At 51.6% G+C, this 11,634-nt stretch carries 10 protein-coding genes; 8 read left to right on the forward strand and 2 right to left on the reverse strand.

Going from position 1 to position 11,634, the window contains the following annotated elements; all coding sequences use genetic code 11:
- Nucleotides 1–22 precede the first annotated feature (22 nt).
- The 3 genes from KUC_RS18720 to KUC_RS18730 all read left to right on the forward strand — a co-directional run bounded on the left by KUC_RS18720 (nt 23) and on the right by KUC_RS18730 (nt 2,902).
- Nucleotides 23–1,138, forward strand: coding sequence for an enoyl-CoA hydratase/isomerase family protein (locus KUC_RS18720; protein ID WP_007114834.1), 1,116 nt, complete (start codon nt 23–25; stop codon nt 1,136–1,138).
- A 50-nt stretch (nt 1,139–1,188) separates the two neighbouring features.
- Nucleotides 1,189–2,091 carry a 3-hydroxyisobutyrate dehydrogenase gene (mmsB, locus tag KUC_RS18725; RefSeq protein WP_007114835.1) on the forward strand — a complete coding sequence of 301 codons (903 nt, stop codon included), beginning with the start codon at nt 1,189–1,191 and terminating at the stop codon, nt 2,089–2,091.
- Nucleotides 2,092–2,275: 184 nt separating this feature from the next.
- Nucleotides 2,276–2,902 (forward strand): glutathione S-transferase family protein, encoded by a 627-nt coding sequence (locus tag KUC_RS18730; protein ID WP_007114836.1) that lies wholly within the window; start codon nt 2,276–2,278, stop codon nt 2,900–2,902.
- 89 nt (nt 2,903–2,991) lie between these two features.
- Here KUC_RS18730 and KUC_RS18735 read toward each other — a convergent pair whose 3' ends face one another.
- Nucleotides 2,992–3,927 carry a ketopantoate reductase family protein gene (locus KUC_RS18735; protein WP_040481662.1) on the reverse strand — a complete coding sequence of 312 codons (936 nt, stop codon included), beginning with the start codon at nt 3,925–3,927 and terminating at the stop codon, nt 2,992–2,994.
- A gap of 348 nt (nt 3,928–4,275) precedes the next feature.
- Here KUC_RS18735 and KUC_RS18740 point away from each other — a divergent pair, with 348 nt between their 5' ends.
- From KUC_RS18740 to KUC_RS19635, 4 genes are all read left to right on the forward strand, one after another.
- Entirely contained in the window at nt 4,276–6,078 is a 1,803-nt protein-coding gene (locus KUC_RS18740) for an ATP-dependent nuclease (RefSeq protein WP_007114838.1), read from the forward strand.
- Nucleotides 6,071–7,858: an ATP-dependent helicase gene (locus KUC_RS18745; protein ID WP_007114839.1), complete on the forward strand. Its 1,788-nt coding sequence runs from the start codon at nt 6,071–6,073 to the stop codon at nt 7,856–7,858. The genes KUC_RS18740 and KUC_RS18745 overlap by 8 nt, the downstream gene beginning before the upstream one ends.
- A gap of 258 nt (nt 7,859–8,116) precedes the next feature.
- Entirely contained in the window at nt 8,117–8,791 is a 675-nt protein-coding gene (locus KUC_RS18750; protein WP_007114840.1) for a hypothetical protein, read from the forward strand.
- A 78-nt stretch (nt 8,792–8,869) separates the two neighbouring features.
- Complete coding sequence (locus KUC_RS19635) at nt 8,870–9,874, forward strand: hypothetical protein (RefSeq protein WP_007114841.1); 1,005 nt, start codon at nt 8,870–8,872, stop codon at nt 9,872–9,874.
- 287 nt (nt 9,875–10,161) lie between these two features.
- Here the strand turns inward: KUC_RS19635 and KUC_RS18760 are convergent, their stop codons facing one another.
- The gene (locus KUC_RS18760) at nt 10,162–10,782 is read right to left on the reverse strand and encodes a tyrosine-type recombinase/integrase (protein WP_040481667.1); all 621 of its coding nucleotides are present in this window, start codon (nt 10,780–10,782) and stop codon (nt 10,162–10,164) included.
- Between the two features lie 269 nt (nt 10,783–11,051).
- Here KUC_RS18760 and KUC_RS18770 point away from each other — a divergent pair, with 269 nt between their 5' ends.
- Entirely contained in the window at nt 11,052–11,519 is a 468-nt protein-coding gene (locus tag KUC_RS18770; protein WP_040481672.1) for a hypothetical protein, read from the forward strand.
- The last annotated feature ends 115 nt before the right edge of the window (nt 11,520–11,634 follow it).

Raw genomic sequence — 11,634 nt, forward strand, 5'->3', positions numbered from 1 at the left:
AAATGCTGGATAAGGAATGCCAATGAGCAGCGTACTGTTTACTGAACACTCCACCCAAGATGGCCACGTTATTGCCGAGGTTAAGCTAAATGCTGAGCGCTCGCTAAATGCCTTAACGCTTGAGATGTGTGAAGAGATGTTGCCCCGCCTGCGTGGCTGGGCCACCGACGAGCGGGTAGTGGCGGTTGTGCTGGATAGCGCAGGCGACAAAGCGTTTTGTGCCGGTGGCGATGTGGTGAATCTGTATAAAACGATTACCGGCGAGGGTGATCCCAGCTTTCCAGAGCGCTTTTTCGAGACCGAGTATCGGCTCGATTTTCTCTTACATACTTACCCCAAACAGGTGATCTGCTGGGGCAATGGCATTGTGATGGGCGGTGGTATGGGGCTGTTAAGCGCTAGCAACCACCGTGTAGTGACTGAAACCTCGCGGCTGGCAATGCCGGAAGTCACCATCGGCCTCTACCCGGATGTAGGCGCCAGCTGGTTTTTGAACCGCCTGCCCAACGGCTCGGGGCGCTTTTTAGCCATGACCGGCTGCCAAATCAATGCGCCTGATGCTGTGCACCTTGGCTTGGCTGACCGTTGTATCGCCAGCCACCACCGTGATGCCCTGCTGCAGCAATTAACCGACACACCCTGGGGAGCCGGTGAAAATACCGATGCCAACGGTGTGGTTAACCGCATCATGCGTGAGCTTGAGCAAACATCGCAGCCTGTATTCGCCGAGCTGGAAGCGCCTATTTATCAGCACTCACCGCTGATTCGCGAGTTGATGGATCACGACAGCGTGGAGCAAATTGTCGCCGCTATTACGGCGGTAAAAAGTGACAATAAGTGGTTTAGCAAAGCGCAGAAAACGCTCGCCCACGGTAGCCCGGTGTCGGTCAAATTGATTGATGAGCAGCTAAAGCGCGCAAAACATATGTCTCTGGCAGAGGTGTTCCAATCCGAAATGGCGCTGTCAGTGCAGTGCTGCCGCCACCGCGAGTTTCCCGAGGGCGTACGTGCGCTACTGGTCGATAAAGATGGCCAACCGGCGTGGACATACCCGGATGTAGCCTCGGTAGAGGAGAGCTTTATCAACGAACTGTTAGCCTCTCCGTGGCATAAGAACCCTCTCGCCGACCTAGATTAAATAGCAAACCTAGACTAAATCTTTGTAAACAAATAATAAGGACAACACTGATGACTACCGTTGCGTTTATCGGTTTAGGCAACATGGGTGGCCCGATGGCCGCCAACTTATCAAAAGCGGGTTTTAACGTCCGCGCTTTTGATCTTTCTGCAGACGCACTGGACACCGCCAAATCTAACGGCTGTGAAGTAGCTTTTTCGGCCCAAGAAGCCGCTACTGATGCGGATTATGTGATCTCCATGTTGCCAGCAGGCAAGCACGTGCGCGGTCTCTACGTAGAAGGCGATACCCCGCTTTTTGAAGTGATCAAAAAAAGTGCTTTGGTGATCGACTGCTCCACCATTGATGCCGACACCGCCCGTAGCGTTGCCGCTGAAGGCGAGAAGCTGGGTATAGGCTTTGTGGACGCGCCGGTTTCCGGCGGGGTAGGCGGCGCACAAGCGGGCACGCTGACGTTTATCGTCGGCGGCTCAGAAGCCCAGTTCGAGCAGGCCAAGTTGGTGCTGGACGTAATGGGCAAAAACATCTTCCACGCTGGCGACCACGGCGCAGGGCAGGTAGCTAAAGTCTGCAACAACATGCTGCTGTCTATCTTGATGGCGGGCACCTGCGAAGCGATCAATATGGGCGTCAAAAACGGCCTAGACCCCGCGGTGCTGTCTGAAATCATGAAGCAGAGCTCCGGCGGTAACTGGGCGTTGAATGTGTATAACCCTTACCCAGGAGTAATGGAGAATGCACCGGCCTCCAAAGATTACCAGGGCGGTTTCCAAGTCGACCTGATGATCAAAGACCTGGGTCTTGCCATGGATGTCAGCCAGCAAAGCGCCTCCGCGGTACCCATGGGCTCTGCCGCTCGCTCACTGTTCACCCTGCATAAAGCTAAAGGCAACGGTAAACTCGACTTCTCAAGCCTGATGCAGTTTTACCAGGATAAAGAGGGTGAATCGTGAGGAGTGAATGTTTAGAGGCGTGAAAGGTAAGGAGAAAGGGGTTGTAGTAGAGCGTGGTAACGAGTTTTGCGAGGAACGAGCAACACAAGGCACCCGCGAGGGCGGCAAAGCCGCCCTGACTTGCCACCTAAACCCGTGCGAGGCAAACTCAACTTCCTCTCTTTGCGCAAATAGAAGGATTGCCATGATCACGCTTTGGGGCCGCAACAACTCCACCAACGTCAAAAAAGTGCTCTGGGTGCTAGAAGAGCTGGAACTGCCGTTTGAGCAGATTCAGGCCGGTCTTCAGCACGGGGTTAATAACACGCCCGACTACCTGGCCATGAATCCCAATGGCCTAGTGCCGCTACTTAAAGATGACGCCACCAACAGTGTGCTGTGGGAATCCAATACGATTATTCGCTACCTGGCTGCGCAGTACGGCCAAAGCAAGCTATGGATTGATGCCCCCGCCGAACGGGCGCAGGCAGAAAAGTGGATGGATTGGGCGAACAGCACGCTGTCACCCAGACACCGCACGATCCTGATGGGCTATGTCAGAACTCCACCCGAGAAGCGCGATCATGCCGCTATTGAAGCGGGCATGCAGGCGTGCGAAGAGCTGTTTGAGATGCTGGATAACGTGCTGGCTAAGCAGGCGTATTTTTCAGGCAATCAATTTGGCCTGGGCGATATCGCCGTGGCGCCGTTTATCTACAATTTATGGCATATCGGCTTAACCTGGCAGCCGCGCAGCCACCTAGAGCGCTGGTACCAACAAATTGCTGAACGCCCCGCCTACCAAAAAGTGGTGGTGATTCCGGTTACTTAATTAAGAAGTGCTTTGGCGCTCCGGCACACAGCCATTGTGGGAGGGCGTTTCAGCGCGCGAATAGGCAGCGAAGCTGCCTCAGCAGAGGGCTAAAAACTCGCCTCTAGCATCGCTAGCTGATTATCCAAATCTTGCAGCACCGTACACCCCAACCCATGCCGCTCGGCACTCCCAATCAAAGGCCCCAAAATCGCCCCTCGCTCGGTGGGGCGTTTTGCTTCTACATCCTGCAACATTGAGGCTTTGTTGTTCGCGGTGTTTCCCACCACCTGCCACACCAACGCCAACCATGCTTGCTCACCACTCATACCATTACCTTGCCCACCGTTCGGCGGCTGAATACCTTCCGCCAACATAATCGCCGCCACTTCCTTTACAACTGCTTCCACACGCCCCGCATAAGCGTCAGCACGCAGCTCCCCGTTACGCACGCCATTCAGTGCCACTAGGGGGTTAATCGCCGCGTTTACTGCCAGCTTCTGCCACAAGCGTTGACGAATATCATCCACCTTGGTGGCGGCAAGCCCCGCCTGAGTTAACGTTTGCGCCAGTGCTTTCGCCAGATCGCCGTGCTGGTTATTCAAGTCGCCCACAAAGGTATGTCCGCGCCCCGCATGTACCACGCCATCATTACCGTTTAGGTAAGCACCATCAGTAGTTGTTGCGCATAACACCGGCCCTGGCCATGTCTGGGTAATCCGTGGCTGCGCCAAAAAACCGTTCTGCCAAAGTACCAATGGGGTAGAAGGGGGTATATAGCCACTAATGCCAGCCAGCGCCGTCTCTGCCGTCATCGCTTTGGTGGTGATATGCACAAAGGCGGGTGGTTTAGGCGTACTTGACGCCAGTTGCGCTATCGTCAACGAGCTTAGCGGCAGAACGCGCTGCTCGCCCTCCGGCGTGGTCAGTATCTGCTGCTCTGGGAGCGCACGTCGACCAATGAGCGTTGTGGCTGCTATAGGTGAAAGCGAATGGGCCAGCAGACGGCCAATGGCACCAGGGCCGAGTATCCAGTGGGTAGTCATCATCAAGGTCGTTGCTCAGCAGCGGCGTTGCCGCCAAGCTTACCGTGTTCATCGCCCATAAATGAAGGCAGTATAAAGGGTTAATTTACAGTGACGGCAGCAATCACTATCTGGTAGCTTTGAAGCTAAGGGGATTTTAAAAGTTTGCATATGGAGTGGGCTTAGATGGGGGTTGCAGGGCTGGTTTCGACCCAAAGCGGACATGCCAGCAAAGACGGCAGGCACGTTCATCCGAGATCACACCGTACGGGTCTAATACCTGCTGGACGTCAAAGCTTCGAACAACGGCTATCGAACTGAAGCGGTTGGTCATCCCTATCTCGAACACTAGGAAAGATTGGGCGCGCAATGTATTTGTCACGAATAAAAATTGAAAACTTCAGGAATTTCTCGAATCTAGATGTCGCGCTTGACGGCAACATTGTTGTGGTCGGTGAAAACCGAGTCGGCAAAAGCAACCTTCTCTACGCGATCCGCCTGATATTCGATCCCTCACTCCCTGACAGCGCCCGCCAACTCGGTCTGGACGACTTCTGGGACGGGTTAGGAGAGCCGGACGAAGATGACAAGATCGTTGTGGCTGTCGAAATCAAGGACTTCGACGACGACTTAGATATCCTGGCGGAAATGACGGATTTCCGTCTTGATGACGACCCGGAGACGGTACGCCTCACTTACGAGTTCCGGCCCAGAGGCGATCTGGAAGGCTCGCCAGCGTCAGAGGATGAATATGAGTTCGTCTGCTACGGGGGAGAGAGCGACACGAAGACGTTCGGGCACGCGCAGCGACGCCGGATTACGATGGAGGTGCTTCCCGCGCTCAGAGACGCGGAGGGCGATCTTGCAACCTGGCGCCGGTCGCCGTTGCGGCCGCTAATCGAAAGCGCGTTCCGCGGCGTCGAGCGCAACGAGCTTGAGGAGATAAAGGACGCGGTTCAAGCAGCGACAGCCCGACTTGGCGATTTTGAGGCTGTGAAGGAGCTGGAGGAGAAGCTCGGCACGCGCTTCGCCGAGATGAGCGGCCCAAAACAGGACATCAAACCCCGGCTAGGGTTTGGCGCTACAGAGGCCACGCGGCTCTACCGCAACATAAGATTACTGATTGATGACGGTCAGAGAGCGATCAACGATGCCAGCCTTGGTTCTGCAAATATTGTTTTCCTCACCCTAAAGAGCCTCGAACTGCAACGCCAGATGAATGAGAACTTGCGGGATCACACACTCCTGGCGATCGAGGAGCCGGAAGCTCATTTGCACCCGCATTTGCAACGGTCTGTCTACCGGAATCTCTTCGAGGATATTGGTGGCGATGACGAGAGTACCCCTCTCTCGATCCTGCTGACTACGCACTCGCCGCATATTGCCAGCGTTGCGCCGCTACGCTCTCTAGTGCTGCTTAAAGAGACAGCCGACGACGGGGCTGTCGGACATTCCACGGCAAGCATCTCCCTTTCTGAAGCCGATGAAGAGGATCTTGCCCGCTACCTTGATGTCACAAGAGCGGAGATGATGTTCGCCCGCGGCATCATCCTGGTCGAAGGCGACGCCGAGAAGTTCCTGCTGCCAGTGCTTGCTGAAACAATTGGCCATCCGCTTGATCACGCCGGCATTACGGTTTGCTCTGTCGCCGGCACGAACTTTAAGCCCTACGCGAAGTTTCTGACCGCACTTGATATCCCCTTCTCGATTGTCACTGACTGGGATCCCGTTGAAGGTAAAAATCCTCTTGGCATGAACCGTGCTTTGAAACTCATCGCGGCTATGGAGCATGAGAGGGCGGGCGATGAGCCCGTCGAGGTGGTGAATGAGCTCAAAGAACTCGCTAAGAACGAGGATGATTTCAGCGACAGATGCGAGAACTTTGGCGTCTTCACAAACACGCATACCCTTGAAGTTGATCTTTTCATAGATGAGGACTTTACAGCCGAAATTATTGCGGTATTGAGGGAACAGAAATGGAGTCAGGAACGACGAAACTGGATCGACGGCTGGGAAGTTGACCGAGATACTCTGGATGTCGAGAACTATCTCAAGCTGATCGAATCCGTTGGCAAGGGTCGCTTTGCGCAGCGCCTTGCCTCCCGCATAGAGGGCATCGAACCGCCCGCCTATATAAAGCGCGCCATTGAGTTCGTAGCAGACCGTGTCTGAGCGAGCGCTTTATTTACAGGCAGCAGAATCACTGCGCCGTAATCCTGGCCAGTGGGCGGCCTACGATTCCCATGGCCATTGCGTTGTCCTTGCAGGACCGGGCAGCGGCAAGACAAAGACGCTGACGGTAAAGCTCGCACGCCTCCTAGCTGAGGATGTCCAGGAACCGCGCGGCGTCGCGTGCATCACCTACAACAATGAGTGCGCGAGGGAACTTGAAAGCCGGTTGGCGGCCCTCGGTATCGAACCTGGAGGCCGTGTCTTCATCGGCACAGTTCATTCGTTCTCGCTGACTCAGATCGTATTGCCATACGCAAAGGTGGCGGGGCTCGGCCTTCCTGACGAGTTCAGCGTCGCGACGCAAAGTGAGCGGGCCCGCGCGCTTGAACGCGCCTACAGAAGCGTCATCGACGGCCCTGATAACCCGCAGACGTGGGACTTCAGAATGGGTAATTACCGCCGAGCGATCCTGAACCGAAATAGTCCCCAGTGGCGTGAGCGCGACCCTGTATTGGCGGCCCTTGTTGAGGCCTTTGAGGACGAGTTGCGGGCCATGGGGCGCATCGATTTTGACGACATGCCCCTGCTGGCCTTACGGGCGCTGCGCGCCAATGAGTGGCTTCAACGCGCGCTTCTTGCGAAGTATCCGGTTTTGGTCGTCGACGAGTATCAAGACTTGGGCCGTGCGTTGCACCGCATGGTTTTGGGGCTCTGCTTTAGTGCCGGGATGCGCCTGTTCGCCGTTGGTGACCCGGATCAGTCGATCTACGGGTTCAATGGGGCACGCCCGGATCTGCTTCAGCAACTTTCACGACGCGACGATGTTGAGACTGTCCACCTACGTTTGAACTATCGTTGCGGGTCCCGGATCGTGACCGGCTCGCGTTACGCTCTCGGCGAGGATCGCGACTATGAAGCTGCTGAAGGGGCGAATGAAGGAACGATACACTTCCATCCCCGAACAGGGAACCGCGACCAACAGGCAGACGACCTCTTTTCGTCGCTGCTTCCCGATATTAGGGAGCGCCTGCCCGATTTGCGGCTCTCGGATATCGCAATTCTTTACCCGTCGGCACCTATAGGCGATGCGGTGGCGAGCGCCGCGCAGAACTACGGTCTGCAGACGATAAGAACTGATAAGAATTCTCTTTACCCTCGCTCTAGTCGCCTGATGCGCTGGCTGGAACAATGTGCCGAGTGGTGTTGCGGAGGTTGGCGTACCGGCACGCCGCGGTTCAGGACCCTGATGAATGATGGGCAGCGCATTTTTTCAGAATCCTTGACTGCGGAAGGTGATGTCCTTTTATTTCAGCGGCGGCTGCTAAAGACGCTATGGGAACGACGGGACAGTACCGTTCTACTCCATTGGTGGCTTAACGAAATGCGACGGGAAGCGATCGCGGAACTGATCGAGGGGTGCCGCACGTTGCAGGACGAGGGTGAGACCCTCGGTGCTTTTATCGACCGTGCCGCTCCCGATGGCGATTGCGCAGAAATGACCTTGGGGCAGTTTGCAGGAAGGAGCGAGGGCAAGAACTGTATTAGCCTTTCAACGCTCCATAGTGCGAAGGGCCGTGAATTCGTGGTTGTTATCATGTTCGGTATGAACGATGGAACCATCCCATGGCATAACCAAAGTAACCAGCGTCTCGTCGAGTGGCGGCGACTATTCTATGTGGGCTTTACGCGCGCCAAACAGGAACTACATATGATGTACGCGGCGAATATGCCATCGCCATTTGTCAAGGAAGTCGAAGAGCGACTGAACGCTGATGGATAGTTTAGAGGCCAGGGTAGCTACGAGGGTCCGATCTAGTATCCGAGCATGGTATCTGAACGACCCTGAGCGGACATTCCGAGAAATGCAGCAGGCACACGAAATTTTTATATTAAGCCTAATAGAAATTAGTATCTATTCGTATCTAAGACCTAGAGTAGATTTTGTAGACTGCATTTTTCGGATAAACATGCTGACAAGTTCATTCAATCACAGGATATGTAGCCTAATACCTGTTAGTTGAAATCAAGGTTGAGACATATGAGTAAACTGAACGATCAGTTTGATGTTTTATCAAACACATTGCGATTATTGCCAGAAGAGATAATAAGGCTTGAATATTTCATAAAAGGTATAAACGAGCCTGAAGAAGGCATCAGCAATGTAGAAATTGCTTGCCTAAATATATTTAATAGTATTTACGGAATGATGTGTGCTCTAAAAGACGCAGAGTTGGTAGATTCTCTATATGAGCACGATGCAATAACTACGATATTGTGCATTCGCCATATCCTTCAGCATCAATCTGGCCGCCTAAAAAATAATCTAAGAGATGCTTGGTCAAGAAGTATTCAAGGGGCACCGGTACTAATAAAATACAATGTCACAGACCCGGGCATGGCAGACTCTCCACTTTATATTAGTGTAGTTTGGTTCCAGGAGGGTATTTCAAATAGCAATAATGCCAAAAGGCTCCCTGCTATAAACAAGTTTTGGAATCTTGAAGCTATAAAAGAACAAGTGGATGCTTCGCCTCATGGAGACTGGAGTTTAACCTATATTTGTGTTATGGCGCTCATAACCGAGGCGGTAAGAAAAATTGTTACTGAATATGGCAATGCCATCACAGCATCTGGTTACGATAGCAATGTCTATTTAGATCATTTTAAAACTGTTAATGCAATCGACCCTAAAGACTATGGCATCATCACCTAAAAAAGCCATTAAATTCCCTCCGGCCGCAAAATTCGCGGCCTCCACCGGACTGCCTACGAGTTGCTTCGGCAGCTGTTAATGGTGGCGTTAAAGTTACTGAAAATTATGAAAAGCCTACTAAAATCAAAAAAAAATGTGATTCCAGATCAGACTGTAAAGTCCAACTCACAAAATGGAAGTGATGCTGAAACGTTGGCGGCCTCATTAATGGTTTCCGCTTGTCGTGGCGAAGTTTGTTGGGGGACTAGAGAAGAGGACAATAGTAAGATTGATCTAATACTATCTACAGAGCACCCTTGGTATTCCAAGGAGAGAATGATTGTTCTGATACAGGTGAAATCTGGTGCGACCTATGGACAGAGGATGCCCCAAGGATTCAATCTGACTTCAGCAGCAATTAAGGCAGCTAAACGAACCTCGCATGATATATGCGTAATTTGGCTCTGTAGGGAGACAAACGAAGCTTTTTGGTCCTATGTTCACCCTGATTCAAGAATTTCTACTAGAACCTATGGATCATATCACCGAGTTTCACCAGCCACGCTCTATGATTTGGCAAGGTGTATGTCTAAGGCGACTACGAATGCATTTGGTGGCACGGGTGTAATTATTCGAAGAAAAGAGGGGAATTATAGTAACCAAAGAAAGCTAGTTCACACTGGATATAAAAATATAGGCGAGGTTTTTTCCCCTGCACTGGGTAATATTGAGTTCACGCGTTTGGGTTGGCGTCATATGTTTCGTGCAAATAGAGCAGCAAAATATAAGCAATTTAGTTTAGATCTGATCCCATACTTGGATAAAATTATCACTCAACCTTCAACTGATCACGCTATTACTAGTAATAAAGAGTGGGCAAGTGGCAACTTTATTTATCGTTCTACAGAGCATTTGTTGAAATATGAGAAGGTGAGGTGTTCTGCCAAACAAAAAATGGGGATCCAGCCCATCACTGTTATCATAAAAGCAATAGAAGAAATTAGATATCCAAAATGCTGGCAAGCAAGCGCAATGTTGAGCCAACACATAGATAGAAGAGTTGTTTTAAAATCTGCGTATTACAAGCTCAAAGACGAGAGCTGAAGGGCCGCCAGCGCTTGCGAATTGGGTTTGTCAGAGTTAAGGGAGCGACCCCGTAGTCAAGACATGGTTACCAAACAGCACACTGGGTCGATAAATGACACACAGCCCAACAACTGACTCAATTACACATGACACTGTACGAAGATGCAACCGGAATTTAACAAGTGGCACGATGAGCGCTTATCCTCTGCGCTACCGCTTCAAACCGACATGTGTGCCAAGCATTGACTTAAAGACCGCTTTTGGCCGAACAACGACGGCCCGGGATAGGCCGTCGTTTGTCCTTATTAAACTTCTGTCTGTTCTGCCATTTCCAACGCATCATCGACCTCTATCCCTAGATACCTGACGGTGCTTTCCAGCTTTGTGTGACCCAGGAGCAGTTGCACTGCCCTTAAATTTTTCGTTCGACGGTATATCAGCGACGCTTTGGTGCGGCGCATCGTATGCGTACCATACACTGACGCCTCCAGGCCTATTTCAGTGACCCATGCTTTCACGATACGGGCATACTGGCGTGTTGAAAGATGCTTTGCGCTATTGATGCGGCTGGGAAACAAGAAATCTTCGTTTCTGAGTTGAGCAAGCTGTATCCAATCCATAATAGCAATGCGGGTTTGCTCGGTTATTTCGAACTGGACAGGTCGATGCGTTTTTTGCTGCATCACGATGGCTCGTGGTGATATGCACGTACCATGGGCTATATCTCGTACTCGTAAATTGACAAGGTCGCAGCCCCGTAATTTGCTATCAATGGCTAAATTGAAGAGGGCAAGGTCTCTCGTCTTTTTGGCAAGCTGTAGGCGCACACGTATGGCCCAGATATCTCGAAGGCGCAGAGGCGCCTTCTGCCCAACCAACTTGCCTTTATTCCAAGGTGTAAATGAGATTTCAGTCGGAACGTTCATGGCATGATCCTCCATCAGGTGGAGGTCAAAGAATGGCTCAATTCACGCTCGTCATGTGCTAAGGTTAATTCATGGTCAGGGCTCGACCCAAAGCGGTTATTCTTGGAAATGCAGCAGGAGCGCGAATTTTGGCTATACAGCCTAATGGAAGTTAATAGGCAAAAGAATAAAAGGATTGTAAGAATCTGGCAGGCTGCATTTGCCGGAAAAAGTGCCAGCACATTCATTCAATCATAAGATAGGCAGTCTAATATCTGTTAGGAGATATAATGGATTATCAACGTGCCCGTCTCCGGTATCAGTTCAGTAAGCTGGAGCCAGTACGGAATGGGATTTTCCCAGAGCACGGTGGAAATGTTGAGTTTGAGCTGTATTCCTTTTTTGAGATCTGCTATCACCTAAAAGACTGGGTTAAACATAGCCCTGAATACAGCGACTGGGGCAATGTCGAAGACTTTATTAATGAAAGTCCGGCAATGAGGATTTGTGCTGACATTTGTAACCGGCTTAAGCATAAGAATCTGCGGAAGAGAAGAAGCAACTCGGAAATTGGCGTCTTTCACTTGAAATCAAATATGACTATTGGTCCCGAGACAAGTATGGCAAGGGTCAGCATTGAGGAAGTCACGATAGAAACCGAACGTGGTGAGGAATGTTGCTATGCGTTGGCAAAAGAATGCCTCGAAGAGTGGGATAGTTACTTTTCTGAAAACGGGGTCAATCGTAGCTGCTCCTAACAATCGCAGGCACAGGGGCAAAATTGAAGCGCAGCGGAAATTTTGCCCGTGCTGCGGGTGTTGAGGCTGTAGAAAAACCTCACTGACGGCTAAGTTTTGGTAGGATCGAGGAAAC

Source organism: Vreelandella boliviensis LC1, assembly GCF_000236035.1.
Lineage (GTDB): Bacteria > Pseudomonadota > Gammaproteobacteria > Pseudomonadales > Halomonadaceae > Vreelandella > Vreelandella boliviensis.

Coding starts and splice junctions, on each gene's coding strand:
- KUC_RS18720 (WP_007114834.1), top strand. CDS start 23: ATGAGCAGCGTACTGTTTACTGAACACTCCACCCAAGATGGCCACGTT.
- KUC_RS18750 (WP_007114840.1), top strand. CDS start 8,117: ATGAGTAAACTGAACGATCAGTTTGATGTTTTATCAAACACATTGCGA.
- KUC_RS18770 (WP_040481672.1), top strand. CDS start 11,052: ATGGATTATCAACGTGCCCGTCTCCGGTATCAGTTCAGTAAGCTGGAG.
- KUC_RS18740 (WP_007114838.1), top strand. CDS start 4,276: ATGTATTTGTCACGAATAAAAATTGAAAACTTCAGGAATTTCTCGAAT.
- KUC_RS18730 (WP_007114836.1), top strand. CDS start 2,276: ATGATCACGCTTTGGGGCCGCAACAACTCCACCAACGTCAAAAAAGTG.
- KUC_RS18735 (WP_040481662.1), bottom strand. CDS start 3,927: ATGACTACCCACTGGATACTCGGCCCTGGTGCCATTGGCCGTCTGCTG.
- mmsB (WP_007114835.1), top strand. CDS start 1,189: ATGACTACCGTTGCGTTTATCGGTTTAGGCAACATGGGTGGCCCGATG.
- KUC_RS18760 (WP_040481667.1), bottom strand. CDS start 10,782: ATGAACGTTCCGACTGAAATCTCATTTACACCTTGGAATAAAGGCAAG.
- KUC_RS19635 (WP_007114841.1), top strand. CDS start 8,870: ATGGTGGCGTTAAAGTTACTGAAAATTATGAAAAGCCTACTAAAATCA.